Raw genomic sequence first — 26,182 nt, 5'->3', positions numbered from 1 at the left:
CCGGGAAGGCCTCGGGCATACGACCGCGGCAAAGGCCCGGAGGACGCGGCTGCGGGAACGGCCCAGAACGCGCCATCGCCGGGAAGGCCTGAGGCATGTCACCGGGGGAAGGGCCCGGAGCGTACGGGTGCCGGGAAGAGGCTGGGGCATGCGGTGGAAGGAAAGGCGCGGGTAATCGGCCGCCGGGGAAGGCAAGGGGTCGGCCGAAGCGGCGGGGGTGGTCATGCGGCCAGTGGAGGCTGGTAGGTGAAGCCCAGGGAGGACTCGGCCACGGTGACGAACTGCTCGGCCGCCCGTAGCAGGTCGTCGGCCTCACGAGCGCTGACCACGTGCGGGATGCCGGCTTCGGCGGCTGCGCGCTTGCTCGCGCCCAGAGCGAAATAGCCGGCCCAGTCGCTGAACTCGGGCGCCACCAGGACCAGCAAGGACCAGGCACTGGTCGCACGGGCCCGGCGGCTGGGTGCGGAAGGGCGGGCACGCGCGGCGATCAGAGCCGCGGCCGCGCGCAGGGCGGCCAGGTGAGCCGTCGCGTAGCGCAACCCGTCCGGACCGGTCTTCGCCGCCTCGGTCAAGCCCTCATGCGCGATCGCCAGCAGCTGGGCGGGAGTGCGATGGGGCAGCATGTGCGCCGGAACCGTGGGCGCCTCGGACCGAGAGGCCGCACCCGTGGCCGAGCCGATCTTCGCCGGGCCGGGCTGGGCTGGGACGGTGGGCGCCTGAGCCATGTGATCCCTTTGGGGCGCATGGTCGTAGCGAGGCCTGGGGACCTGCTGAGCCGCACGGTCTGCAGGAGGCTGGGGGGCCGGCCGGGCCGGGCTGTTGTGCGCCGGACCGGGAGCCGCCATGAGGTCCGGGGCCTTGGTGCTCGCCATCGTCGTTTCTCCTCGCTCGTTCCGCATCCGACGTTGGTGGGTCGAACCGATCGCTGCGGAGGAAGACGCAGCATGCCGTGACCGGCCGAAGCCGGAGACCGGGGCTCCAACGGGCGGCCGGAGCCCCGGTGGGCGGCCACGGGGACCGCCCGACGGCAAGCCGGCCAGGTGTGAAGCTTCCCCACACCACACCCGGCCGGCACCGCCGGCGGGTCCGTCGCCCGCCACCGGGGGTCGGGGGCAGCGAGCGACGGCCTGCCTTGAACGAGGCCCGGACCCGCGAATGCCCGGACCATGTGTGCAGCGCTTCGCGGGCGCCGCACCCGGGAGGCGAGCCGCGAAACACGCTCCCGGAGCCGAACGAACACCCTTTCGAACATCCGTTCTAACTACCGAAAGACTAACACCCCCCTACGACAAAAACGCAACCTTCAACGCGCCACGCCACCAGGTTTTTCGAACGGATGATCGAAGACGTACGGCGGCGCGCGTCACAGGGATCCGGAGGCGGGCACCCTTCCCTCGCATACCCCCAGGGGGTATATTTCCAGCGGAGTGGAAGGGAGAAGCTCATGACCTCGAGCAGACATGGATCCACCTCGTGGCGGATGGCAGCACAGGCGACACTGCACTGCCTCACCGGCTGCGCCATCGGCGAGGTGCTCGGCATGATGATCGGCACCGCACTGGGCTGGACCGCGGCCCCCACCGTGGCCCTCGCGATCGGGCTGGCGTTCGTCTTCGGCTATGCGCTGACCATGCGCCCGCTGCTGAGCTCCGGCATGGACGTCCGTGACGCGCTGAAGGTGGCGCTCGCCGCCGACACGGTGTCGATCGCCGTCATGGAGATCATCGACAACACGGTCATGCTCGCGGTCCCCGGCGCGATGGAGGCGGGCCTGGCCAACTGGCTGTTCTGGCTCTCGCTCGCCTTCGCCCTGGCGGTGGCATTCGTGCTGACGGTGCCGGTCAACAAGTGGCTCATCACCCGCGGCAAGGGCCACGCGGTGATGCACCAGCACCACCACGGCCACCAGCAGCACAACCACTGACGATTCCACGCCCGCCGGCGGACACGAGGCGGCGGACGCGGCGCGGCCGGAAGCTTCCGGCCGCGCCGTGACCGTCGCCGGTGGGGGCCCGGTGAACGGCCCCACGCGGAGAGCCAGGCGGTCATGGTGGCGATCTCCGGGGACTGTGCGGCTTCGATGGTGGCCGCCAGTTCCTTCACCCGGGGGTCGGCGGCGCGTTCGCCGGCCAGGGCCGACATCACGACCGCCTGCTGGTGGTGGACGCTCATGTGTTCGGCGAACGCCACATCGGCGTCGTTGAACACGGCTCTCGGGGAGGCGGAGGTGGTGATCTCGGCGCTGGAGTGGCCGGTGGAATGACCGCCACCACAGGCGGCCACGGCGAGGGTCAACAGCAGGGCACCGGCCGGGAGGGCACGGCGCAGCAGCGTACGGGTCATCGGGATGGAAACCTTTCCTTCCCGGCGGATACCGATCGGCCGGCCCGCCGGCGCAGCAGCCAGGCCGACTGCAGCACCGCAGCCGTCAGCGCGACGAGCACCGCCAGGCAGACGGTCCACGCCGCGCCGCGCCCGCCACCGGGTTCACGCTCCTCCGGATGCGCACCCACCGGGACCCGCCCGTGGCCGAGCGTGCCATCACCCCGGGCGGATCCGCACGATGGTGAATACGATGGCGGGATGGCGACGATCGTGGTCACCGGCGGCAGCTCGGGTGTAGGGCTGGCCGCCGCGAAGCAGTTCGCGGCACGCGGCGACGAGGTGGTCCTGGTGGGCCGTGACCCGCGACGTCTGGCCGACGCCGTGGCGCAGGTGCGGGCGGCGGCCGGCGGCACGGAGCCACCGCATTTCCGCGCCGATTTCGAGCGCCTCGACGAGGTCCGGGCGCTCGCCGGAGATCTGCTGGCCGGGTTCCCGGCCATCGACGTGCTGGCGAACAATGCCGGCGGCATGATCAACGACTTCCGGCGGACGGCCGACGGGTTCGAGGCGACGTTCCAGGGCAATCATCTGGCCCCGTTCCTGCTCACCAGCCTGTTGCGGGAGCGACTGCGGGGCGGCCGGGTGGTGAACACGGCGTCCCGTGCGCACATGCGGGGCCGTCCCGACCCGGACCGGCCGGCCGGTGATCCGGAGAGCTACAACCCCTGGCAGGCGTATGGGGCGGGCAAGTCCGCGAACATCCTGTTCGCCGCGGAGGCGGCCCGCCGCTGGCCGGATGTGTTCAGCGTCTCGTTCCACCCGGGTGTGGTGCGGACGAACTTCGGCGCGGGCCGGACCGTCCGGCTGTTCTACCGGTACGCGCCGTTCCTGGTCACCCCGGAGAAGGCCGGTGAGCTGCTGGTGTGGCTGGCCACGGCGCCGGAGACCGAGCTGGTGAGCGGTGGTTACTACGTGGGTCACACGCTGACCCGCCCGGCGGCACACGCCCGGGACGCCGCACTGGCCGGGCGGTTGTGGGAGGCCAGTGCCGAGGCGGTAAACAAGTAAGAATGGACAACCATCCGAACGTGACCGCAGTCCGCGATGCCCTGAAGGCGGCCGGGGCCGAGAACACCGAGATCGTCATCCTGGACGAGGCGGTGAGCACCGCCGCCGCGGCGGCCGCCGCACTGGAGATCGAGGTCGGGCAGATCGCCAACTCGCTGATCTTCGACGCCGACGGTGAGCCGCTGCTGGTCCTGACCTCGGGTGCGCACCGGGTGGACACCGCGAAGGTGGCCGCCGAGCTGGGCGTCGGCAAGCTGCGGCGGGCGACGCCGGAGTTCGTCCGGCAGCACACCGGCCAGGCGATCGGCGGGGTCGCCCCGCTGGGTCATCCGAAGCCGGTGCGAACCCTGGTGGACGTCGAGCTGGAACGGTTCCCGGTGGTGTGGGCGGCGGGTGGCGTACCCCGGTCCGTGTTCGCCACGACCTATGCGGAGCTGATCCGCGTCACCGGCGGCGCCCCCGCGCGGGTCGCCTGATCGATGAGCCCGGGCGATGATCATGTCAGTCTGCACGTCTGGCGGGTTCCGCGCCGGGCGGTCGGTGCCGCCATGCTGCGCATGGCCTTCGCCCGGAGGCACCTCTCCGCGGTCAGGTTCGGCAAATTCCTCGGTACGGGTACCGGCGCCACGTTCGGTCCGGGCGACACGGACCTGACCCGCTGGGCGGCCATCACCGTCAGCGACGCGCCGGTCCGGTTCCCGCAGTGGGACGCGATAGCCGAGGAGCAGGCCCGCGTCGATCTGGAACCGCTGGTGAGCCGGGGTGAGTGGTCGGGTCGCAGCCCGTTCCGCCCGACCGGCCGCAAGACGGACGGCATGGTGGTGGCCCTGACCCGGGCCCGGCTGCGGCCGACCCGTGCGCTGCGGTTCTGGCGGGCGGTCCCGGCGGTCGCCCGGGAGGTGGCGGACGCGCCGGGTCTGCTGGCCCGGTTCGGGCTGGGTGAGGCGCCGATCGGCTGGCAGGGCACGGTAAGCGTGTGGCGCAGCACGGCAGATCTGACCGCGTTCGCGTACCGTCAGCCGGAGCACCGCGCGGTGATCGCCCGTACGCCCACCGACGGCTGGTACGCGGAGGAGCTTTTCGCCCGTTTCGCGGTGCGTGACCTCACCGGCGACCGTACGGTGCTGGGCTGGATCGACAAGGAGCTGACGGAGCGATGAGGCTCGTAGCTTGGCAGCCGGACGACCTGCTGCGCCGGCTCGACGATGTGGTGACCGTCTACGGCGAGGCGATGGGGTATCGCAAGGAGCTGTTGCAGACGCGCCGCGGCTACATCGGCTCGCACGTGCGCCGGCCGGGGTTCCGGGCGGTGGCGACACTGACCGCGGAGGGCCGGCTCGCCGGTTTCGGGTACGGCTACACCTCCGCCGCCGGTCAGTGGTGGCACGACCAGGTGCGGGCCGCCCTCGACGAGCCGTCCCGCCGGTACTGGCTGTCGAACTGTTTCGAGGTCGTCGAGCTGCACGTACGCCCGGTGGCGCAGGGCCACGGGGTGGGGGCGCGCCAGTTGCGGGCGTTGCTGGCGATGGCCGACGGCCAACGGGTGCTGCTGTCCACTCCGGAGGCCGACGAGGAGGCGTCCCGGGCGTGGCGGCTGTATCGGCGGTTCGGTTTCTCCGACGTGCTGCGGGACTTCCTGTTCCCGGGCGACGAACGGGCGTTCGCGATCCTCGGGCGGGAGCTGCCGCTGGTGGAGCGGCCGGCCGAGGGAATCGTCGGCGGCTGACGGCGTTGCGCACGGTTTCCTGGACGCTGTTGGGCGCCCTGATCCTGGCCCAGATCTGCTATCCGCTGACCGGTGGCGGGACACGTGCCGCCCTGACCGTGGCGACCGTGCTGATCGGTGTCGTGCTGTCGGTGGCGCACGCGTGGTGGTTCCGTGGTGGCCGGGCGGCCGCGGCGCTGGTGGGTGCGGCGATGCTCGGCGGCTTCGCGGTCGAGGCGGTCGGGGTGGCGACCGGGTTCCCGTTCGGGACCTACGACTACTCGGGTCAGCTCGGGCCGAAAGTGCTGGGCGTGCCGCTGATCATTCCGCTGGCCTGGACGTGGATGGCCTGGCCGGCGTGGCTCGCGGCGCTGCGGGTGGCCCGCGGCCGGGTGGCCCGGATCGCGGTGGCGGCCGGTGGGCTGGCCGCGTGGGACCTGTTCCTCGATCCGCAGATGGTCGCCGAGGGATACTGGCGCTGGCACGATCCGGTTCCGGCGCTGCCCGGGGTGCCGGGGATCCCGGTCGGCAACTATCTGGGCTGGCTCGGGTTCGCCGTCCTGCTGATGACCGTGCTGTCGGCCGCGGCCGGGCACTCCGCGTCGGCCCCGGAGCCCGAGGACGTGCCGATGCTGGCGCTCTGGCTGTGGACGTACTTCTCCTCGATCCTCGCCCACGCCGTCTTCCTGGACCTGCCCGCCTCGGCCGCGTGGGGTGGCGTCCTGATGGGATTGGCCGTCCTGCCGTTGCTGAAACGCCGGGCCACGTGATCACCTGGTTCGTGCTGGCACCGTTGCTGCTGCTCACCGCGCACACGATGGTCAACGCACTGTTGCTGCGCAGGCCCCGCCGTGACGCCACCACCGGCGAACGGGTGGCCGTTCTGCTGCCGCTGCGGGACGAGGCCGGCCGGGTCACGCCCTGTCTGGAGGCGCTGCTCGTCCAGCGCGGTGTGCCGAACCTGACCGTTCACGTCCTCGACGACGGGTCCACCGACGGCACCGCCGGGGTGGTCCGGGCGGTCGCCGGCGACGACCCGCGGGTGCGGCTGCTCACCGGCGGCCCGCTGCCCGACGGCTGGCTGGGCAAACCGAACGCGTGCCGGCAACTGGCCGACGACGCCGGGGACGCCGACGTGCTGATCTTCGTCGACGCGGACGTGGTCCTGGCACCGGACGCGATCGCCGGGGCGGTCCGGCTTCTTCGGGAGACCGGGGTGACGTTGCTCTCCCCGTACCCGAAGATCATCGGTGCCGGCCGGCTCGTCCAGCCGCTGCTGCAATGGTCCTGGCTCACCTTCCTGCCGTTGCGTGTCATGGAACGCTCCCCGCGCCCGTCGCTCGCCGCCGCCGGCGGCCAATGGCTGGTCCTGGACCGGGCCGGATATCACCGGGCCGGCGGCCACGCCGCCGTCCGCGACGACATCCTCGAGGACATCGGCCTGGCCCGCGCGGTGAAGCGCTCGGGCGGGCGGATCGCCCTCGCCGACGGCTCCCGCCTGGCCACCTGCCACATGTACGCCACCTGGCACGAACTGGCGAACGGCTACGGCAAATCGCTGTGGGCGTCCTTCGGCTCGGCGTCCGGCGCGGCCGCCGTCGTGGTCCTTCTCCTTTTGCTGTACGCCGTCCCGGTTCCGTTCCTGGCGGGTTCCCTGCCGGCCGTCGCCGCCGCATATCTGCTCGGTGTGACCGGCCGTCTGGTCAGCGCCGCCGCCACCGGCGGCCGTCTCGTGGACGCGTTCGCCCACCCGCTCTCGGTGGTCCTGTTCGCCTGGCTGGTGGCCCGCTCGTTCCACATGCGACGCACCGGCCGCTTGGCGTGGCGTGGACGCGCCCTCTAACCCCGGCTGGCCCCCACCGCTGTCTCAACCGCCCCGAGACAACGGTGACGACCAGCCCGAAAAACCAGCTGGCTCCCACCGCTGTCTCAGAAGGCCCGAGACAACGGTGACGACCAGCCCGCAAGAACCAGCTGGCTCCCACCGCTGTCTCGGAAGGCCCGAGACAACGGTGGGGACCAGCCCGAGAGAACCGGCTGGCTTCCACCGCTGTTTCGGGAGGGTTGAGACAGCGGTGGGGACCAGCCGGTGAGGGGGCAACCGGCCCGGCGGTCGCGGCAGGGCCGGGAGGCGCGCATCGCTCGCGCGGGAGCTACGGGACGGGGACGGTTCGGCGGGGGCGGTCTGGCCGTACGACATGGGTGGGCCTTTAGAAGGGGGTAGCGGTGAGCGAGATCGTGGTGATCGGGGCCGGGGTCGGTGGTCTCGCCGCCGCTGTGCGGCTGGCGGCGGCCGGGCACCGGGTGACGGTGCACGAGCGGGCCGCGGCGCCCGGTGGGAAGCTGGCGGTGTACGAGCGGGACGGCTACCGCTTCGACACCGGGCCGAGTCTGCTCACGCTGCCGCAGGTCTTCGACGATCTGGGGCTGGACCTGCGGCCGGAGCCGCTGGATCCGGTGGTGCGGCACGTCTTCCCGGACGGGGTGGTGCTCGACTCGTCGCCGGATCATGCGGTGTTCCTGGAGCGGATCGCGGCCGCGCTCGGTGACGGCGCGGCGCGGGACTGGGACCGGTTCTGGCGGCGGGCGGCGCGGATCTGGGAGGCCTCGTGGGAGTCGGTGCTCCAGCGGCCGGTGTCCGCCGCGTCGCTGGCGCGGCTCTCCTGGCGGGTGGGTGATCTCGCGGCGATCGCGCCGGGACGGTCGTTGCGCGGGCTGGGCCGGCGCTACCTGCGGGATCGACGGTTGCGGATGCTGCTGGATCGCTACGCGACCTACACCGGCACCGATCCGCGGCACGCGCCGGCGGCGCTCGCCGCGATCCCCTACGCGGAGCTGACCTACGGTGGCTGGTATCTGCCGGGCGGCCTGGGCACGCTGGCCGCGGCGCTGCGCGCGCGATGTGACGATCTGGGGGTACGCCTGGAGCTGGGTTCCGAGGTGGCCGCGATCGAGGCCGATGCCGCGGTCCGCGGGGTGAGCCTGCGGTCGGGCCGTTTCGTGCGCGCCGACGTGGTGGTGTCCGACGTGGACGCGGTCACGCTCTACCGGGATCTGCTGCCGACCCCGGGCCGGCTGGCCGGGCTCGCCGACCGGAGCCTCGGCGGGTTCGTGCTGCTGCTCGGGGTGCGCGGGGACACCCCGGAACTGGCCCATCACACGGTCTTCTTCCCGCACCGCTACGACGGGGAGTTCGACGCGATCTTCCCGGCGCCGGGGCGGCGGGCCCGGCCGGTGGACGACCCGGCGGTGTTCGTCACCCGGGCGGTGGATCCGGCGGTGCGCCCGGCGGGACGGGAGGCGTGGTTCGTACTGGTCAACGCGCCCCGCCACGGCACCGCGGTGTCCGCTGTGGACTGGCGGCGGCCGGGGCTGGCGGACGCGTACGCCGGGCATGTCCTGGACGTGCTGGCCCGGCGTGGCGTGGACGTGCGGGACCGGCTGGACTTCGTGGAGACCCGGACGCCGGCGGATCTCGCCGAGTCCGCGGGGGCGCCGGGCGGGACGATCTACGGCACCGCGGGTGGTCTACTGCGACCCGGCAACCGCGGCCCGGTGGACGGTTTGTTCCTGGTCGGCGGGTCGGTGCATCCGGGCGGCGGGCTACCGATGGTGACCCTGTCCGCCCGGATCGTGGCCGACGCGATCGGGCCCGCCTAGGCCTGTTTCGCAGGGGCGGCTGGTCTGCCCCTACGGAACAGGCCTAACAGGACTGCCCGGCCCGCCGGCGGAACTCCTGCTCGGTCACCTTCTCCTGCCTGCTTCCGCTTCTGCCGACCAGGACCTCGTCGGGGCCGAGCGGCGCCAGGTCCTCGACGGTGAAGTTGACCGGCACCGCGTCGTCGGTTCCGGAGGCCGCCCCGAGACCGTAGAGCCCGCCGGGCGCCGGCTCGGTCAGCCCGTCGTCGGTGACCGTCCACCCGGCCGGCGGCGGCCCGAACAGCGGCATGCTGTCGGGCACCACCGTGCCGGTCCGCTCGATGCGCCGTCTCGGGCCGTCCGTCGACTCGGTCGGGTCCGGACTCGTCGGATAGACGGAGATGCGGTCGATCTGGAAATCGTCGCAGCCCGCCAACAGGACCACCGGATCACCGCCGACGGACCGGACCGCGATCATCGGCCAGGGGCCGGGGGTGCAGGCGGCCAGCCCGGGCAGGAGCCCCAGGACGGCCGTCGCACCCGCGGCCCATCTGATCCTTCGTGACATCTGTCGAGTCTCTCAGCACCACAGCGACATGTAGCACTTCGGTTTGGTGAGCTGACGCCACATCTCGTCGAGGATCCGCTGTTGCACCGCCAGCACGTCCACCGGTTCCCGCACGTTGAACGGCGGCGGCCGCTGCCCCTGGGCGACCTTCCAATAGCCGCCCTTGTACGGGTTCGCCTCGATCTCGAAGAAGTTCGCGTCACCGTAGGTGCCGGTCTTCCACTGCGAGTAGGCGACCTGCGAGTAGTAGCCGATCAGGAACGACGCCGTGTCCGGGCGCAGCGCCCACTGGTCGGAGTGGTTGCTCTCGTGCTCCAGAAGATCGGGTCCGTAGATGTCGGACCGGATGCCGTCCGACCGGAGACCGGCGCGGATGTCGGCTTCACCCCGCAGTTCGGACTCCAGGGCGTTCCGGTCGCGGGGGTAGAGCATGAAGTCGCCGATGGTCATCGTCTTGCCGTCGGGTGTGCCGACGTTGACACAGATCATCTGCTTGGTGCCGGCGAAACATTGGCCTCCCCACAGGGCCAGAGCGGCTGAGGCGAGCATGTTGTTCTTCGCGTTGGTCAGCCGGATCGGCGGCATGCCGTTCGGCGGGGGGTCGAGAAGGTTCGGCGGCTCCTCGGCATCCTCCCGCCGGTGCAGGTCGATCGCGTACGCCATCGCCGCGTCGGCGTCGGTCTGCGCCTCGGCGGCGCTCCGGCCGGCGGCTCGCGCCGACTCGTACGCCTTGCGCATGTAGGCGTAGGCGCTGCCGGCGGCTGCCTTCGCCGAGTCGGCGGCCCGCTGCGCCTGGGTCGCCGACCGGGTCGCCGACGCGGCGGCGGACCGGGCGGTGGCGGCCGCGTTGCGGGCGGTCTGCGCCGCCTGCGCCGCCTTGGCAGCGGAGACGGCCGCCGCCTTCGCCGACTGCTGGGCCTGTGCCGCATAGGCGGCGGCCTGGTTCGCCGAGTTGGCCGCCTCCTGCGCGTACTTGGCGGCGTCCGCGGCGGCCTTACGGGCTTCGGCGGCGAGCTTCTGGGCCTTGGCGGCGTCGGTCCGGGCGTTCGCCGCGGTCGTCGCGGCCTCCTGGACCATCGCGGTGACCCGGGAGACGTGGGTCGCGGTCTCGGCGTCGCGCCGGGCCGCCAGGTATTGGCCCCGCTTGAGGAAGTCCAGGACCTCGATGCGCGGGCCGGAGAGGGCGATCTCACCGGCGGCCTTCACCTCGGGGCCACCGGTGGACATGATCTGCGCGATCCTGACCCGGTTGTCCTTGTCCTCCGCCTCGTACCGGCCGGTGGTCAGGAACGCCTGGCGGGCGGCTTCGGTGCCGTTCAGCGCGGCGGTGGCGGCGGCCTTGGTGGCCGTGCCTCCGCTGCTGACCAGAGCGGCGATGGTGAGCCGGTCGTCGGTGGCCTTGCCGGGGTAGGTGCGGGTCCGCAGCCACTCCTCGATCTCGGTGTGCGACCTGGTCAGCACCGCCTGCCCGGCGGCACGTTGGGCGTCCTTGCCGGTGGTGGCGGTGATGTCGAGCACCCGATCGCGGTCGTCCTCCAGCGCGGCGGTCCGCAACCCGCCGGTGACGAAGGCACGGACCTCGTCCACGCCGCCGGTGAGTGCGGTGACGGCGGCGGTCCTGGTCCAGTTGCCGCCTCGCTCGACCAGCCGGACCGCGGCTTTGCGGCCACTGCTGAGGACGGTTTCCGCGCCGGCGCCGGCAGCGCTCGCCTCGGCCAGCCATCGCCGGGTCTCGGTGTCGAGACGGGTCGTCTCGGTGGCGTCCACGAGGGCGGCGGTGAGCGCCTCGTTCTCCTTCTGGCGTGCGGCGGTGGCCTCCGCGATGCGCTCCTGTCTGAAGAGGTCCAGCCGTTCGGTGTCCGCCGTGCGGGCGGCCTGTTCCACCGTGGCCGCCTTGTCCGCGGCCGTGGTGGCCGCGTTCGCCGCGACGGTGGCCGCGTTCGCGGCCGCGGTCGCGCGGGCCGCCGCACCGGCGGCATCGCTGGCGTGATCAGCGGCGTCCTCGGCGGCTGCGGCGGCCGCCCGGGCGTGGGCGGCGGCGTTGATGGCGGCCGTGTACGACTCCCGTGCGGCGGCGCCGGAGGCCGCGGCGTGCCGCTGGGCGACGGCCGCGGCCCGGACCGCGGCGGCCGCGTGACGGCGTGCGTCCGCGGCGGCGGCCCGTGCCCGCGCCGCCTCGCCGGCTGCCACGTTCGACTGTGCGGCGGCGTTGGCGACGGCGTCGGCGGCGTCGGCGGCGTTCAGCCCGGCGGCCGCGGCGGAGGCGGCGGCGCTGCTCGCCTCGATGGCGGCGTCCCCGGCGCGCAGGCTGGCCTGGGCGGCCCAGTCCGCGTCCTCGGCGGCGGCCCGGGCCACACCCGCGGCACGGCGGGCGTCCTCGGCCTTGGTGGCGTTGCCGGCGGCGGCCGCGGCCGCGTGGTACGCCCGGCCCGCCTCCCTACCGGCGGCCGCGGCAGCCGCGGCGGCGCGCGAGGCGGCCCGCGAGGCGAGCCGTGCGGAGTTCATCGCGGCGCTGGAGGCGCCGACCGCGGTCCGGGCGGCCTCCGCGGCACGCTGTGCCGAGTCCGCCGCCCGGCCGGCCGCGTCGGCGGCCCTGGTCGCGGAATCCTTGGCGGCGGCGGTCTCGGCGGCAGCCTTGGCCGCCGCCGCCTTGGCGAGCCGCGCCGCCTCGATGGCCCGGTCCGTGGCGATCTTGGCCGCCTCGGTCTCCTGGCGGGCCATGTCTCCCGCTTCTCGCGCCTGGCCGACCAGTTCGGTCAGGGTGCTGATCTCCTCGTCGCGGGCGCGGGCCACGTCCTGGCCGTAGATCAGGAACTCCCGCTGCTCCTCCACGGTGTTGTTGAGCGCACCCTGTGCGGCGGCCTTCACCTCCGGACCGCCCTTGTCGAGGATCTGCGCGATCCGGACCCGGTTGTCGACGTTCTGCGCGTGGTCCCAGCCGACGGAGACGAACCCGAGCAACTGATCGGCGCTGCCGTTGAGGGCGGTGTCGGCGGCTCGCTGCACCTCGGCGCCACCCACGCTCTTGAGCTGGGCGACGCGGACCCGGAGGTCCCGTTGCAGCGGCTCCTCGTAGCCGCTGTCGAGGAAGGCCTGGACGGCGGCGGGTGAGGTGTCGATCGCCACCTGCGCGGCCCGGCGCGTGACCGGGCCGCCGGCCGTGCGGAGCCGTTCCACCTCCACCTGGTCGTCCCATGCCTTGGCCTGGGCATAGCCGGTGGCCAGGAACGCCGCGAGCTCGTCATCGGTGCCGCTCAGGGCTGCTCCGGCAGCTCGGGAGACCGCGGGGCCCCCGGTCAGCAGCAGATCGACGCAGCGCGCGCGGTCCTCGGTGGTCGGTGCGGCGGCTGAAGCGGGCGCGACGAACATCGCGCTGACAGCCAGGGCGGCGGCCGTGACGGCCATCGCACGGATCGGTCTCACTACATCTCTCCCCCGTTTGATGTATCTCCATATTTAGATGTTTTGGGCCGGGCTCCGCCGCCCGCCGCGACAGCGGTACGCGGCGGGCGGGAGCGCGTCAGCTCACGTACGGATAGCGCAGTTCCAGCAGGGTGCCGTCACCGCGGCCCTGCCCGACCCCGATCGGCTGCCATTCGCCCGGATCGACCCGCTCGGTCTCGACGACCGGGGTCGCGTCCTGGGTCTCCACCTTGGCGCCGACCGTCCGGCCCGCCTCGCCACGGATGAAGTAGACCTCGCCGATCTCCATCGACAGGACACCCGACGCCCCGGTCGCCTTGAAGCAGTGGTTGGTCTTGTCGGGCGAGCCGACCGCCGTGGTCTGCACCAGGATGACGTCGGCCGGCGGCAGGTTCGGATCCGCGCCGCAGTCGGCCAGCATGATGTTGCCGTCACCCTTGATCAGCTTGATCCCCCGGTCGGCCTCCACCTGAGCCGCGCCGGGATAGGTGTAGTCCTCGACGAGTGCCTGGGGCGATTCGTCGGCGGCGGCCTCGGCCAGCGCGGCGGCCGCCCCACCCAGAATGGTCGCACCGGCGGCGATCAGAGCCGCCGTCATGGTCAGTTTCCGCATCATGCTCCCCGTGATGTGAACGCCCGCCACCGGAGAACCGGCCATCGGCGCTCACCGGCACGATCGGGCGCGGTCGCCCGCCGCCCACCGAGCGGCAGCGGACAGAATGAGATCCTTCGATATCCTGCTGGCCCTCTCCGGGAAAAGCAACCACCTGGTGACGCAGAGTTCCGCCCGGATTTCAGGATGTCGAACGGACGGCCAGGAAGGCCTTGGCCATCGCGGAGGCGAGGTCGGCCGGGTTGCGGGCGGCGATCGCCTGGCCACCGGTGGCCTTCGCCATGTCCTGCAACGCCTTCATGTTGGCGTCCGGGCCGTAGCCGACCGCGATCACCGGAACCGGCCGGGCCGGGTCACGCGCCTCGCCGAGCCGCTTCAGGAACTCCTGGTTACTCATCGAGAACCGGGTGCCGCCGTCGGCGCCGTCGGTGAGCACCACGACCACCGCGGGCCGGCCGGCCTGGGCCTGCCCGCGCATGGCGTCGACACCGTCGAGGACGCTCTGGTAGAGCGGCGTCCCGGCGCCGGCCTGCGGGCGGTAGGCGGTGATCTGCTCGGCCAGTGCCTCGCGCCGGGGCTTCCCACCGGCCGCCGCGGTGATCGGGCCGAACGGAACCACCTCGGTGTGCGCCGGATCGGTCGCCCTGGCAGCACCGAAGTACCACATACCGATCGTGGTCTGTTCGTTGAACAGCTCGGCCGCGGTGGCGCCGGACTCCCGCAACAGCGACGCCTTGGTGTCCGGTCCGGCACCGATCTTCTCGTTCATCGAGCCGGAGTTGTCGATCAGCAGCAGCACCTGGAACGCCAGGGTCTGGAATCCGGCCCACTGCCGGGCCGGGTCGAGCATCGCCTTCGCCGACTCGGGCAGGCGGGCGCCGCCGGCGGTGGGTTCGGTACGGAAACCGGCCTCGGCGAGCGCCGGCTTGCTGATCGCCGCACGCAGCTGCTCGGCGACACGGGTCTTGACGCCCTTGCGGACCGCGAACGGGTAGTCGGCCTCGACCTGACCGTCGACCGGCACCGCGGGCGTCAGCGGAACCTTGGGGCCGGCCTTCTGATAGGCGGTGACCTGCTGCTCGGTCACCGGGAACACACCGACGTCGAACGCGGCCGTACCGGCGTCGCTCAGCCTGCTCATCTGGGTGATCAGGGAGGCCGGGTCGGCGTTCGCCTTGGTGAGCCTGCTCCGCAGGGTCAGGGCCCGGAGCTGGGCGATGCCGGGGTCCTTCGTGGTCAGTGCGGCGGCCGCGTGCACCCCGTGAACGCTGAGCAGGCCGGTCGTGGTGAGCAGCGGATCGGGCATGGTGACGACCGGCACCCGCTCCTCGGTGACCGCCTTGGTCAGGGTGGCCCAGGCGGTCCTGCCGTCCTCGGCGTACTGCGCGGCGAGCGCCGGTGGCGCCGCCAGCACGATCGGCGACCAGGCCAGGGTCGCGCCGGAGGTCTGGAAGGTGCGCTTGCGGTCGGCGGCGATCCGCAGCCAGACGCTCGACGACGGCACCCAGACGTCCGGCTGATCCTCGGCGTCCACGGTGACGCCGGGCTCCTCGGCGCGGACCACGATCGGCGAGCAGCGCTGCCCGGCCGGTTTCAGCTCGGCGGCGGCCTCGCTGATCAGCGGCGCGATCTCCGGGGCCGCGGCGACGGTGAGCTCGGGGTCGGGGCACGGGGTGACGCTGGGCTGGGTGGCCGACGGCACCGGCGCGGCGCTGGTCTGCGCGGCGGGGGTGGACGTTCCGTTGCTCATGAGCCGCCAGGCGGCGCCGCCGGCGACGAGCAGGACCGTGATCACCAGGACCGCGGCGAGCAGGACACGGCCGCGACTCTGGGGCGCCTCACTCCAGTCGCCGTGGTCCGGCGCGGGCAACTGCCTTGGCCACTCGTTGTCGGACATGCCACCTAGCCCCGTCGTTGAGGTCGGTACCGATGCCTGCCGGATAGTAGTCCGGTATTCATGTCCTGCAATGGTTCAGTAAGTAACGCGGCACATCAGGGCGACATCCGAGGCTCAGCGATCGCGATCACTATCAGTTCGCCGTCGTCGCTGAGGCCGGCCGGCTCCCGGCTCCAGCCCCCGTAGAGCTGGTCGACCCGGAAACCGGCCGCGCGCAGGGAGTCACGCAGCGTGTCCTCGTCGCGGAATCGGTGCACGGCGGTGCTGGTCAGCTCCAAGCCGTCCGGGAACAGATAGTGATGGACCACGGACACGGTGCTCTCGTCGGCGGCCGGCACCCCTTCCGTCCAGGCCACCACCGTCGACCCGTCGGAGAGCACGATGGGCCGCTCGGTACCGGCCCGGTCCCAGTGGCGCCACGGGCGGGCCGCCGGGTCCCGGCTGTCCAGGACGAGCCGGCCGTCGACGATCAGCGCGTCGCGCAGCGCGTGCAGGGCGCCGGACCACTCCTCGTCGGTCACCAGCAGCTCGGCGACATGACCGGTCAGGAAGGCGGCGTCGAAGGAGCGCGGCGGCAGCGTCTCGAAGGAGCCCTCGATCCAGCGGACCCGGGCGGCGCCGGCTCTGCGGCGGGCGGCGTCGAGACAGGCGCGGGCCGGGTCGACGGCGGTCACCTCGTGACCGGCCGCGGCCATCGCGATCGCCAGCCGGCCGGTGCCGCAGCCGAGGTCGAGGACGCGGGGTGTCATGCGGTCGGCGAGGACCCGCATGAAGAAGTCGTCCTCCCAGCCCCAGGGGTGCTCAGCGTCGTGGACCTCGACCAGCCGGGGATCGCGGTACTCGCCATGCCACACATCCGGAGCTTAAACGCGCCGCAGCCGCTTGACTACCCGATGTGGACGGTGGCCGCGCAATGCTCGATGATCACCTCGCGGAGCGCGGCGGCGGCGTGCGACATGATCGCGCCGCGACGCTGGGCCAGGGCGATGGTGCGCTGCATGCCGGGCGGCGCGAGCGGGGTGGCCCGCAGCAGCGGCCGGTTCGCCAGCACCATGCTCGGCACCAGCGCGACACCGAGACCGGCCTCGACGAAGGCCAGCACGGCGTCCATCTCGCCGCCCTCGACGGCGAAGCGGGGCGTGAAGCCGGCCCGCTCGCAGGCCTGCAACGTGACGTCGCGGATGTCGTAGCCGTCGCGGAACATCACCATCGGGGTGTGCCGCAGCTCGATCAGGTCGAGCTGGCGGGCCACGGTCGGTGGCGGGCCGGTCGCGACCGAGGCCACCACGAGGCTCTCCCGGAGCAGTTCGGCGGCCTCCAGGGCCGGATCGACGCCGTGCTCGGGCTGCACGATCAGGGCCAGGTCGAGGGTGTGCGCGAGCAGGTCGGCGATCATGTCCTGCGAGCTGCCCTCGGTCACGTGCAGCCGGATGCCGGGATGATTCGCCCGGTACGCCCGGAGCACCGCCGGAACCAGCGAGGAGCAGAGACTCGGGGTGGCACCGAGCCGGATCTCGCCCCGCCGGAGCCCGACGATGTCGGCGACCGCGTCCCGGGCGGCGTCCGCGTCCGCGATCATGCGCTGTGCCAGCGGGAGCAGCGTCTCGCCCGCTACCGTGAGGGTCACACCCCCGCGGATGCGCTCGAACAGCGGCGCGCCGAGTGACGTTTCGAGGGTGTGAATCTGCTTACTCAACGTGGGTTGAGAGACGCCCAGTTCGTCCGCTGCTTGGGTGAAATGTCGCGTCTCTGCCACCGCTAGGAAGTACCTGAGTTGTTGCAGCTGCACCTTAATAGCCTATCGCTATGGAGAGGAGCACCTGCATGCATTAGACGAATCGACTGGGACTTTCTACCGTCCAAGTTGTGGCGGTAGACACTCCTATTCCGAAGACGACCAACGCGGCGGGTGCGACGGCACGCCCCAAGCCGTCGAAGTCGGTGCGGCCCTCGTCGGTCGTACTCAAATTGATCATGGCGGTCAGCGGCGCGCTGCTGGTCCTCTTCCTCTTCGCGCACGCAGCCGGCAACCTCAAGATCTTTGTCGGTGAGACGGACTTCGACCACTACGCGGAATGGCTGCGGGAGCTCGGCACGCCCCTGCTGCCGCACGCCTGGTTCCTCTGGATCCAGCGCGTCGGCCTGCTGGTCGCGATCGGCCTGCACATCTGGGCGGCCGCCGCGCTGACCATCCGCGCCCGCAAGGCCCGGCCGGTCAAGTACGCCCACCGGCCCAAGGTCCAGGGCAGCTACGCCGCGCGCACCATGCGCTGGGGTGGCGTGATCATCGTGCTGTTCGTGATCTGGCACATCCTCGATCTGACCCTCGGCACGGTCAACCCGGCCGGCGGGGACTCCGTGCCGTCCGCCCGGGTGGTCGAGGGCTTCGCCCCCGACCGCTGGTACGTGACCCTCTTCTACGTCCTCGCCGTCGTGGCCGTCGGGTTCCACCTGCGGCACGGCATCTGGAGCGCGGCCCGCACGATGGGCCAGCAGACGATCAAGGGCGAGCGTCGCGCCAAGGCGATCGCGCTGACGCTCTCGGTGATCCTGGTCGCGATGTACCTCTCGGTGCCGATCGCGGTCATGACCGGATTGGTGGGTTGATCATGAGTGCCAACGACTTCTGGGCCGACGGCGAACCCGTCTTCGACAAGGCCGCCCCGGACGGGCCGGTCGAGACCCGCTGGGAGCGGCGCAAGTTCGCCGCCAAGCTGGTCAACCCGGCGAACCGCCGCAAGCTGACGGTCATCGTGGTCGGCACCGGCCTGGCCGGCGGCTCGGCCGCGGCGACCCTGGCCGAGGCCGGGTACCGGGTCAAGTCCTACTGCTACCAGGACAGCCCCCGGCGCGCGCACTCGATCGCCGCGCAGGGTGGCATCAACGCCGCGAAGAACTACCGCAACGACGGCGACTCCGTCTACCGGCTGTTCTACGACACGGTCAAGGGCGGCGACTTCCGCGCCCGCGAATCCAACGTCTACCGGCTCGCCCAGGTGTCGGTGAACATCATCGACCAGTGCGTGGCCCAGGGCGTCCCGTTCGCCCGTGAGTACGGCGGCCTGCTCGACAACCGCTCGTTCGGCGGCACCCAGGTGTCCCGCACGTTCTACGCCCGGGGCCAGACGGGTCAGCAGCTGCTGCTCGGCGCCTACCAGGCCCTGGAGCGGCAGATCGGTCTCGGCAACGTCGAGATGAACGCCCGGCACGAGATGCTCGAGCTGATCATCGTGGACGGCAAGGCCCGCGGCATCGTCGTCCGGGACATGGTCACCGGCGAGATCACGACCGAGTTCGCCGACGCCGTGGTGCTCGCCTCCGGCGGCTACGGCAACGTCTTCTTCCTGTCGACCAACGCCAAGGGCTGCAACGTCACGGCCGCGTGGCGGGCGCACCGCAAGGGCGCGCTGTTCGCGAACCCCTGCTACACGCAGATCCACCCGACCTGCATCCCGGAGTCCGGCTCGCACCAGTCGAAGCTGACCCTGATGTCGGAGTCGCTGCGCAACGACGGCCGGGTCTGGGTGCCGAAGAACGCCGCGGACTGCCAGAAGCCGGCCGGTGAGATCGCCGAGGCCGACCGCGACTACTACCTGGAGCGCATCTACCCGTCGTTCGGCAACCTGGTGCCCCGTGACATCGCGTCGCGTGCCGCCAAGAACGTCTGCGACGAGGGCCGCGGGGTCGGTCCCGGTGGACTCGGCGTCTACCTGGACTTCGCCGACGCGATCAACCGGCTCGGCCGCAAGGCGGTCGAGGCCAAGTACGGCAACCTCTTCGAGATGTACGAGCGGATCACCGGCGAGGACCCGTACGCGACGCCGATGCGCATCTACCCCGCCGTGCACTACACGATGGGCGGCCTCTGGGTCGACTACGACCTGCAGTCGACGGTCCCGGGCCTGTTCGTGATCGGTGAGGCGAACTTCTCCGACCACGGCGCCAACCGCCTCGGCGCGTCCGCGCTGATGCAGGGCCTGGCCGACGGCTACTTCGTGCTCCCGAACACGATCAGCAACTACCTCGCCGCCGGCCCGTTCCCCAAGGTGACCGAGGCCGACGCGCCGGTCGTCGAGGCGCGCAAGCTGGTCGAGGACCGGATCGAGAAGTTCCTGTCGATCGACGGCGACCGCACCGTGGACTCCTTCCACCGCGAGCTCGGCCAGATCATGTGGGAGTACTGCGGCATGGAGCGGACCGAGGAGGGCCTGACCAAGGCCATCGGGCTGATCCGGGCGCTCAAGGAGGAGTTCTGGACCCGGGTGAAGGTGCCGGGCAAAGGCGAGGAGCTCAACCAGAACCTGGAGAAGGCCGGCCGGGTCGCGGACTTCATCGAGCTCGGTGAGCTGATGTGCATCGACGCGCTGCACCGTCGCGAGTCCTGCGGCGGCCACTTCCGGGGCGAGAGCCAGACCCCGGACGGTGAGGCGCTGCGTCACGACGACGAGTTCAGCTATGCCGCGGCGTGGGAGTACTTCGGCGCCGACGGTAGGCCCGTCCTGCACAAGGAAGACCTCAACTTCGAGTACGTCCACCCGAGCACGCGGAGCTACAAGTAATGGACATCAAGGTCAGGGTGTGGCGTCAGCCCGGTCCCTCGGCTGCCGGGAAGATGGTCACCTACGACGTCAAGGGAATCTCCCCGGACGCGTCGTTCCTCGAGATGATCGACGTCCTCAACGAGACGCTGATCCTCGACGGTGACGACCCGATCGCGTTCGACCACGACTGCCGTGAGGGCATCTGCGGCATGTGCAGCATGGTCGTCAACGGCGTGGCGCACGGCCCGGAGAAGGCCACCACCGTGTGCCAGCTGCACATGCGCAAGTTCTCCGACGGCGACGTGATCGACGTCGAGCCGTGGCGTGCCGCCGCCTTCCCGGTGATCAAGGACCTGGTCGTCGACCGCAGCGCGTTCGACCAGATCATCCAGGCCGGTGGCTACATCACCGCCCCGACCGGTACGGCGCCGGACGCCCATGCCACCCCGGTGCCCAAGAAGGACGCGGACGCCGCGTTCGAGGCGGCCACCTGCATCGGCTGCGGCGCCTGCGTGGCGGCCTGCCCGAACGGCTCGTCGATGCTGTTCACCGCCGCGAAGATCGCCCACCTGGGCCTGATGCCCCAGGGCCAGCCGGAGCGTGACAGCCGCGTCATCGACATGCTCCAGGCGCAGGACGACGCCGGCTTCGGCGGTTGCACCAACGCCGGCGAGTGCACCACGGTCTGCCCCAAGGGCATCCCGCTGAGCCTCATCGGCCGCCTCAACAGCGATTACCGCAAGGCAATCAGCAAGAACTGACCGCCCTGAGACTCCAGGTGCCGGGCACAACGACGTGTCCGGCACCCGGCCTCTTCGGATGCCCGGCACACCGGTGTGCCGGGCATCCGCCTTTCTGCCGGGCGTACGCCCTCTCCGGCGCTCTCAGCCGCCGAGGCCGGTGTGCAGGAACGTCGTCAGGGCCTCGATCGTCTCGGCCTCACCGGTGGCCGGACCGGGGTCGGCAAACCACGCGGCGGTGACCGACGAGAGTGTCGTGGTGAAGAACGACGCCGCGACCAAGGGGCCGCCGGGTGGGCGCAGATTGGCCATGTGACCGGCGATGTGGCGCAGATCGGGTTCGAGCATCTCCCGGCTGCGGCGGGCGAACTCCTCGTCGACGATCGCGGCCTGCTGAAGCGCCGACATGACCGCACGGTGCTCCCGGTAGAAGTCCCAGTAGACGGCGACGTGCCAGCGGACCGCCGCCCGGTCGCGGAAGTCGTCCAGGTGGCCGGCCAGCCCGGCATGCACGTCGCCCTCGGCCAACAGGTCGGCGAGCAGCGCCTCGAGCAGCTTCTCCTTGCCGGGGAAGTGCTTGTAGAAGGAGCCGGTGGCCCGCCCCGCCTCGACCGTGATGTCAGTGATCTTGGTGTTCAGGTAGCCGACCCGCGCGAACACCCGGATCGCGGCCGCCTTCAACTCCGCCTCGGTCTGCGCTGCCTGCTGCCTACGCGTGCCCATCACCACTTGACGGAGGTTACCAGCGACCGTACGGTGAATTTGTGTTCACTGAATCTGGATTCACCATCATCGCCGGCGCCGGGCCCACCGGCCTCACCCTGGCCCGCCAGCTCAGCCGGCACGGGGTGCCGTACCGGATCGTCGAGAAGTCACCGCGACCGTTCGACGGATCCCGCGGCAAGGGCCTGCAACCGCGCACCCTCGAGGTCCTCGACGACCTCGGGCTGATCGAGCGGTTCCTCGCCGCCGGCGGCGACTATCCGGAGCTGCTGGCCCACCTGCCCGGCGGCGGGACCCACCGGTTCCACCTCGACGAGCCGCACGAGCCGACACCCGCCGTCCCCTGGCCCAACATGCTGATGCTCCCCCAGTGGCGCACCTCCGAGCTGCTCGCCGACGGCGTCCCGGTGGAATTCGGCACCGGCCTCACCGGGCTCACCCCGATCGACGGTGGTCTGCGGGTCACCCTGGACACCGGCGAGACCGTCGACGCCCGCTGGGTGGTCGGCGCGGACGGCGGGCGCAGCACGGTCCGCAAGCTGGCCGGCATCGGCTTCGAGGGCGAGACCCACGAGCAGGAGCGGCTGTTCATCGCCGACGTACGCCTCACCGGCCTGGACCGCGACCACTGGCACGTGTGGCCGGGCGAGGGGCGGTCGTTCCGGCTCGGGTTGTGCCCGCTGCCCGGCGACGGCTGGTTCCAGCTCACCGCGCCACCGTCACCCCTGTCACCGGCCGAGTTGGTCGCCGCCGTCGACTCGTCGATCACCGTCACCGAGGTGGGCTGGACCTCGGAGTACCGGGCCAACATGCGGATGGCGTCCCGCTTCCGGGCCGGGCACGTCCTCCTCGCCGGCGACGCCGCCCACGTGCACTCCCCGGCCGGCGGGCAGGGGCTCAACACCGGCATCCAGGACGCCTACAACCTGGGCTGGAAGATCGCGACCGGCAGCTCCGCGATCCTGGACACCTACGAGGAGGAACGACTCCCGGTGGCGGCGGCGGTCCTGGGGATCAGCACCCGCCTGCACCGGCTCCACGCCGAAGGCGCCGACGACGCGATGCGCCGCGACGACCCGGTGCTGCGGCAACTGTCGCTGAACTACCGCGGCGCGAGCCTGGCCGTGGAACGCCGCCCGCAGCCGGGCCCGGTACGTGCCGGTGACCGGGCACCCGACGCGCCCCTGGCCGGCGACCGGCTCTTCGACCGGCTGCGCGGGCCCCGGTTCACGCTGCTGGCCTTCGACTGGACCGGGCCGCTGCCCACCCTGCCCGTCCCGGTCCACCATGTCTCCGAGGCCGCTGAGATCTACGGCACGGCCGGGCCCACGCTGCTCCTGATCCGGCCGGACAACTACGTCGGCTGCGCCACCCACGATGTGGCGGACATCGTCGCCTACCTGGGGCGGATCGGGCTCTGAACACCTGATCGGCCGGCCCGGCTCGGCATCGCCTCGTCACGCCTGTTCGGGGCCGCCCGGCTTCCGCGGGTGTCGAGCCTCGATCCGGAGACGCTGCACCGACGCCCGCAGCGGTGCGGGCAGCAGCCGGTTCTCCAGATCGTCCAGGGCCGCGGTCACCAGGTCGTAGAGGGCGCCGGCCGGAGCGTCCGGCGCGGCCGAGAGGGTCTCCCGGACCAACGCGGCCCGGGTGAAACGGGCATCCCAGCGGCGGTCCGCGCCGATCCTCCGGTACAGGTCGACGGCCTGTCTCCGCAGACGGGTGACGCTGTCGCCGTACCCCTGATCAAGCTCGGACCGGCGTGGCAGTGAGTCGCGCTCCGCAGCTCTCGCCAGGTTGCGCCGGCGCTGCTCCGCCGCCTGGCGGCTACCGAGACCGAGCGCCACCGCGATCGCCGGCCACGTGACGCCGGAACGCCGGGCCCGGTCGATCAGCTCCAGTTCCTCGGCATCGAGTGCGGCCCGCCGTGCCCGGATCCCCCGCAGCCCGTCCAGTTCCGTCACCGAGCCCGCCTCCCCCACCATCCCGTCGGCACCGCCTCCCGACCATCCCGCCGGCACCGCCTCCGGGACACCGCTGCGGGCCTACCTCGACGGCACACCTTGGCTGCGCCTCGCCGTTGGCGCATTGTCCCGGACGAAAAGCAGCGGCCGTTCCGAAGGAAGCCCTTCGGAACGGCCGCTGGTGGGCGGTCGGCGGATCCCCGTGTAAACCCGCCGGCCGCCGCGTGAGGAAAGTCGATGTCATCGAGAGGATCAGTGGTAGGCGGCCCACACCGGGGCGAACGGCGTGATGCGCAACGGCATCCGCGCCTCGGCCGGGGTGCGGTCACCCTTGCGGTTGTTGCAGCGCGCGCACGCCGCGACGGTGTTCAGCCATTCGTTACGGCCCCCCCGGGAACGCGGCAGCACGTGGTCGATGGTCGAGGCGGCGTCGCCGCAGTAGGCGCACCTCCGCCCGTCCCGCACCAGCACACCGGCCCGCGACCAGCCCGGACCACGGCCGCGACGCCACCGCGTCACCACGTAGGACACCAGCCGCACCACGGTCGGAACCGGATAGACACCCATCCGGCTGTCCGGCTGGGCCTCATGGACCACGGCGACCTGACGGAACAGCATCCGGATCGCATGCCGGAGGCTGACCCGGTGCAGCGGCCCGCAGTCGGCGTTCAGGACCAGAACCGCACTCATTTCGTCACCCCCCGGTAAATCGTTTCGCTTTACAGCGAATCCACAGCTCAAGGGCGATCCGCCCCGTCCGGATCCGCTGAAGAAAAAATAGGCCCGACATCGACCACCGACAACCGAATAAACGCGGAAACGGCGGGTCTGCGTGAGGCCCGGGAGCGCCGGTCGGCACCGAACCGGGGATCCCGGCCAGCGCATCGCGCGGTGACCGGAATCGGCGCTCAGCGCGCCCGTCAGGCCAGACCACGCCCCTCTGCCCGGAACGAGCCCGCCAACGCGGAGCAAGCCCTTCAGCCCGGATCGTGGAGCCTGGACCCGTCGCTGGTCTGGAGCGCGACGCTCAACCCAGAGCACCACTCAGCCCGGAACGCTCAGCGCGCCCATCAGAGGCCCAGGCGCCCCTCAGCGGAGGGCGCGGTGAACCGCAGCGGTGAGCTGGAACAGTCCGGCGAGTTGGAGGAGCAGCCAGATCGCGACGGCCACGGTCAGCACCAGGGTGGTCCAGGCCGGCACGACCAGGGCGGCGATCGGAGCCAGAAGCAGGCCGGTCACGGCGACCGAGACCCGGGTCGGGCGCTCGCCCACAGTGACCGCGCCGATCTCGGTCATCCCGGCGGTGGCCGCGCGGGCCCGCAGGTACTCGTGCAGCCAGCTGCCCGCACCGGCCGCGACGGCCAGCCAGGCCGGGACTCCGGCCAGCCAGAACGCGGTCAGCCAGGCGGCCTCGCCGAGACGGTCGGCGACCGAGTCGTACACGTACCCGGCTCTGGTCACCCGCCCGGTCGCCACCGCGACGGCCCCGTCCAGCCCGTCGGCGAATGCGGCGAGCAGTACCAGCAGCGCGCCGGCCGCCAGGCCCGCCGGTGGCCCGGCGAGACCGATCACCACCGGCACGGCGAGACAGAGCGACAGACCGGCGAGGGTCACCGTGAGCGGCGAGATCCGCTTACGGCCGAGAAAAGAGCCGATCCGGTACGCCAGAAGCACCCATCCCCGGACCACGAGCGAGGCGGTCCGCGGATCGAACCCGCCATGGAGCCCCGACCACGCCGCCACATAGTCGTCCCAGCCCATCACCCGCCCGGCCGGCACAGGCGAGGCCGAAGCGGGCGGCTCAAGCGGAGGCGCCGCACCGACGGGAGCAGGCCCAGGGACCGGAGCAGTCCCAGGCGCAGGCGCGTCACCCAAAGCAGGCGCAGCACCCGAAGCAGGCGCAGCACCCGAAGCAGGGGCAGGCATCGGCGAGGGCACCGCGACCGGGGTGGGAGGCGGCGACGGCGCGGCCGACTCGGACGGCGCCGGTGAGGTCGGGCCGGGCGACAGTGGGTCGGTCGGTGGCACGGTCAGGCGGCTGCGGCGACCTCGGAGGAGGCCAGGAGCTGCCAGACCTCGCGGGTCGCCGTCGAGCGGTTGAGGGTGATGAAGTGGATGCCGGGGACCCCCTCGGCCAGCAGGCGGGCGCACATCTCGGCGCACATCTCGATGCCCAGGGCCCGGACGGCCTCCGGATCGTCGGCGAGGCGCTCGAACCGGGGCAGCAGGGCCGGCGGGAACGGGGCTCCGGAGAGCTTGGTGGCCCGTTCGATCGTGGCCATCTGGGTGACCGGCATCAGACCGGGCAGGATCGGGGTGTCGCAGCCCTCGGCGGCGACCCGGTCACGCAGGCGCAGGTAGTCGTCGGTGTCGAAGAACATCTGGGTGATCGCGAAGTCGGCGCCGGCCCGGCACTTGCGGACGAAGGCCCGGGTGTCGCTCTCCACGTCGGCGGAGCGGGGATGCTTGTACGGGAAAGCGGCCACCCCGACGCTGAAGTCACCCGACTCGCGGATCAGGCGCACCAGGTCCTCGGCGTAGAGGACGCCCTCGGGGTGCCGGATCCACTCGCCGGTCGGGTCACCGGGCGGGTCGCCGCGGACGGCGAGGATGTTGCTGATGCCGGCGCCGGCCAGGCGGCCGATCACGTTGCGCAGCTCGGCGATCGAGTGGTCGACCGCGGTGAGGTGGGCCATCGGCAGCAGGGTGGTCTCGGTGGCGACCCGCTCGGTGACGGCGACCGTGGTGTCCCGCGTGGTGCCGCCCGAGCCGTAGGTGATCGACACGAAGCTCGGCCGCAACGACTCCAGCTCCCGGATCGCCTGCCAGAGGCGCTGCTCCCCGACCGGGGTCTTCGGTGGGAAGAACTCGAACGAGAACGTCGGCGCCGAACCGCGGACCAGGTCTCCGACGGAGGGTGCACCGGGGAGCCGGGAGGGAAGACCGAGAGCCATACCGGAACTCTACCGGCGACCA

25 protein-coding genes and 1 pseudogene are annotated in these 26,182 nt (G+C 71.9%); 12 read left to right on the top strand and 14 right to left on the bottom strand.

Features of this window, described 5'->3' with window-relative positions; translation table 11 throughout:
* Positions 1–221 precede the first annotated feature (221 nt).
* A complete protein-coding gene (locus BC793_RS11875; RefSeq protein WP_109592471.1) occupies positions 222–623 on the bottom strand; it encodes an SAV_6107 family HEPN domain-containing protein in 402 nt (133 codons plus the stop codon).
* A gap of 821 nt (positions 624–1,444) precedes the next feature.
* On the opposite strand from BC793_RS11875, the gene BC793_RS11870 reads away from it, so the two are divergent.
* Positions 1,445–1,924 carry a DUF4396 domain-containing protein gene (locus tag BC793_RS11870; RefSeq protein WP_109592214.1) on the top strand — a complete coding sequence of 160 codons (480 nt, stop codon included), beginning with the start codon at positions 1,445–1,447 and terminating at the stop codon, positions 1,922–1,924.
* Positions 1,925–2,061: 137 nt separating this feature from the next.
* On the opposite strand, the pseudogene BC793_RS51225 reads toward BC793_RS11870, so the two are convergent.
* Positions 2,062–2,142, bottom strand: a pseudogene (locus BC793_RS51225) (DUF305 domain-containing protein); the annotation flags it as partial.
* A gap of 197 nt (positions 2,143–2,339) precedes the next feature.
* On the bottom strand, positions 2,340–2,603 hold the full coding sequence (locus tag BC793_RS48770) for a hypothetical protein (protein ID WP_146246238.1): 264 nt from the start codon (positions 2,601–2,603) through the stop codon (positions 2,340–2,342).
* Between BC793_RS48770 and BC793_RS11860 the strand changes: the two genes are divergently transcribed.
* From BC793_RS11860 to BC793_RS11830, 7 genes are all read left to right on the top strand, one after another.
* Positions 2,584–3,393: an SDR family NAD(P)-dependent oxidoreductase gene (locus BC793_RS11860; protein WP_170167226.1), complete on the top strand. Its 810-nt coding sequence runs from the start codon at positions 2,584–2,586 to the stop codon at positions 3,391–3,393. The two genes, BC793_RS48770 and BC793_RS11860, sit on opposite strands and share 20 nt — an antisense overlap.
* Positions 3,394–3,395: 2 nt before the next feature.
* Positions 3,396–3,869 carry a YbaK/EbsC family protein gene (locus BC793_RS11855; RefSeq protein WP_109592212.1) on the top strand — a complete coding sequence of 158 codons (474 nt, stop codon included), beginning with the start codon at positions 3,396–3,398 and terminating at the stop codon, positions 3,867–3,869.
* A gap of 3 nt (positions 3,870–3,872) precedes the next feature.
* Complete coding sequence (locus BC793_RS11850; RefSeq protein WP_109592210.1) at positions 3,873–4,553, top strand: monooxygenase; 681 nt, start codon at positions 3,873–3,875, stop codon at positions 4,551–4,553.
* Positions 4,550–5,119 (top strand): GNAT family N-acetyltransferase, encoded by a 570-nt coding sequence (locus BC793_RS11845; RefSeq protein WP_109592208.1) that lies wholly within the window; start codon positions 4,550–4,552, stop codon positions 5,117–5,119. The genes BC793_RS11850 and BC793_RS11845 overlap by 4 nt, the downstream gene beginning before the upstream one ends.
* Entirely contained in the window at positions 5,116–5,868 is a 753-nt protein-coding gene (locus BC793_RS11840; RefSeq protein ID WP_109592467.1) for a carotenoid biosynthesis protein, read from the top strand. Before BC793_RS11845 ends, BC793_RS11840 begins: the two co-directional genes overlap by 4 nt.
* 47 nt (positions 5,869–5,915) lie before the next feature.
* On the top strand, positions 5,916–6,941 hold the full coding sequence (locus BC793_RS11835) for a glycosyltransferase family 2 protein (RefSeq protein ID WP_109592464.1): 1,026 nt from the start codon (positions 5,916–5,918) through the stop codon (positions 6,939–6,941).
* Between the two features lie 383 nt (positions 6,942–7,324).
* A complete protein-coding gene (locus BC793_RS11830; RefSeq protein WP_109592206.1) occupies positions 7,325–8,758 on the top strand; it encodes a phytoene desaturase family protein in 1,434 nt (477 codons plus the stop codon).
* A 43-nt stretch (positions 8,759–8,801) separates the two neighbouring features.
* Here the strand turns inward: BC793_RS11830 and BC793_RS11825 are convergent, their stop codons facing one another.
* The 6 genes from BC793_RS11825 to BC793_RS11800 form a co-directional block, all read right to left on the bottom strand.
* A complete protein-coding gene (locus BC793_RS11825) occupies positions 8,802–9,305 on the bottom strand; it encodes a hypothetical protein (protein WP_109592204.1) in 504 nt (167 codons plus the stop codon).
* A gap of 12 nt (positions 9,306–9,317) precedes the next feature.
* Entirely contained in the window at positions 9,318–12,728 is a 3,411-nt protein-coding gene (locus tag BC793_RS52260; RefSeq protein WP_146246237.1) for an ALF repeat-containing protein, read from the bottom strand.
* A gap of 97 nt (positions 12,729–12,825) precedes the next feature.
* Positions 12,826–13,344, bottom strand: coding sequence for a hypothetical protein (locus BC793_RS51210; protein ID WP_239169877.1), 519 nt, complete (start codon positions 13,342–13,344; stop codon positions 12,826–12,828).
* Positions 13,345–13,522: 178 nt separating this feature from the next.
* Positions 13,523–15,238, bottom strand: coding sequence for a substrate-binding domain-containing protein (locus BC793_RS11810; RefSeq protein WP_109592200.1), 1,716 nt, complete (start codon positions 15,236–15,238; stop codon positions 13,523–13,525).
* A 95-nt stretch (positions 15,239–15,333) separates the two neighbouring features.
* On the bottom strand, positions 15,334–16,092 hold the full coding sequence (locus BC793_RS11805; protein ID WP_109592198.1) for a class I SAM-dependent methyltransferase: 759 nt from the start codon (positions 16,090–16,092) through the stop codon (positions 15,334–15,336).
* Between the two features lie 32 nt (positions 16,093–16,124).
* Positions 16,125–17,033: a LysR family transcriptional regulator gene (locus tag BC793_RS11800; protein ID WP_109592196.1), complete on the bottom strand. Its 909-nt coding sequence runs from the start codon at positions 17,031–17,033 to the stop codon at positions 16,125–16,127.
* Positions 17,034–17,179: 146 nt separating this feature from the next.
* On the opposite strand from BC793_RS11800, the gene BC793_RS11795 reads away from it, so the two are divergent.
* The 3 genes from BC793_RS11795 to BC793_RS11785 are packed head-to-tail and all read left to right on the top strand — an operon-like array spanning position 17,180 to position 20,540.
* Complete coding sequence (locus tag BC793_RS11795; RefSeq protein ID WP_275416161.1) at positions 17,180–17,845, top strand: succinate dehydrogenase cytochrome b subunit; 666 nt, start codon at positions 17,180–17,182, stop codon at positions 17,843–17,845.
* Positions 17,846–17,847: 2 nt separating this feature from the next.
* Positions 17,848–19,797, top strand: a complete 1,950-nt coding sequence (locus BC793_RS11790; RefSeq protein ID WP_109592192.1) for a fumarate reductase/succinate dehydrogenase flavoprotein subunit — start codon at positions 17,848–17,850, stop codon at positions 19,795–19,797.
* A complete protein-coding gene (locus BC793_RS11785; protein ID WP_109592190.1) occupies positions 19,797–20,540 on the top strand; it encodes a succinate dehydrogenase/fumarate reductase iron-sulfur subunit in 744 nt (247 codons plus the stop codon). Before BC793_RS11790 ends, BC793_RS11785 begins: the two co-directional genes overlap by 1 nt.
* A gap of 123 nt (positions 20,541–20,663) precedes the next feature.
* Here BC793_RS11785 and BC793_RS11780 read toward each other — a convergent pair whose 3' ends face one another.
* Entirely contained in the window at positions 20,664–21,242 is a 579-nt protein-coding gene (locus BC793_RS11780) for a TetR/AcrR family transcriptional regulator (RefSeq protein WP_170167224.1), read from the bottom strand.
* Positions 21,243–21,283: 41 nt separating this feature from the next.
* Between BC793_RS11780 and BC793_RS11775 the strand changes: the two genes are divergently transcribed.
* Complete coding sequence (locus tag BC793_RS11775; RefSeq protein ID WP_109592186.1) at positions 21,284–22,663, top strand: FAD-dependent monooxygenase; 1,380 nt, start codon at positions 21,284–21,286, stop codon at positions 22,661–22,663.
* Positions 22,664–22,699: 36 nt separating this feature from the next.
* On the opposite strand, the gene BC793_RS11770 is transcribed toward BC793_RS11775, so the two are convergent.
* The 4 genes from BC793_RS11770 to metF all read right to left on the bottom strand — a co-directional run bounded on the left by BC793_RS11770 (position 22,700) and on the right by metF (position 26,160).
* Complete coding sequence (locus BC793_RS11770; protein ID WP_373871202.1) at positions 22,700–23,227, bottom strand: hypothetical protein; 528 nt, start codon at positions 23,225–23,227, stop codon at positions 22,700–22,702.
* A 231-nt stretch (positions 23,228–23,458) separates the two neighbouring features.
* On the bottom strand, positions 23,459–23,896 hold the full coding sequence (locus tag BC793_RS11765; protein WP_109592184.1) for an HNH endonuclease: 438 nt from the start codon (positions 23,894–23,896) through the stop codon (positions 23,459–23,461).
* Positions 23,897–24,295: 399 nt separating this feature from the next.
* The gene (locus tag BC793_RS11760; protein ID WP_109592458.1) at positions 24,296–24,967 is read right to left on the bottom strand and encodes a CDP-alcohol phosphatidyltransferase family protein; all 672 of its coding nucleotides are present in this window, start codon (positions 24,965–24,967) and stop codon (positions 24,296–24,298) included.
* Positions 24,968–25,236: 269 nt separating this feature from the next.
* Complete coding sequence (metF, locus tag BC793_RS11755) at positions 25,237–26,160, bottom strand: methylenetetrahydrofolate reductase [NAD(P)H] (protein WP_109592182.1); 924 nt, start codon at positions 26,158–26,160, stop codon at positions 25,237–25,239.
* Positions 26,161–26,182 lie beyond the last annotated feature (22 nt).

This window comes from Actinoplanes xinjiangensis (genome assembly GCF_003148685.1).
Taxonomy (GTDB): domain Bacteria; phylum Actinomycetota; class Actinomycetes; order Mycobacteriales; family Micromonosporaceae; genus Actinoplanes; species Actinoplanes xinjiangensis.
The sequence above is the reverse complement of the archived record's forward strand: the minus strand, read 5'-3'. Positions and strand labels throughout refer to the sequence as shown.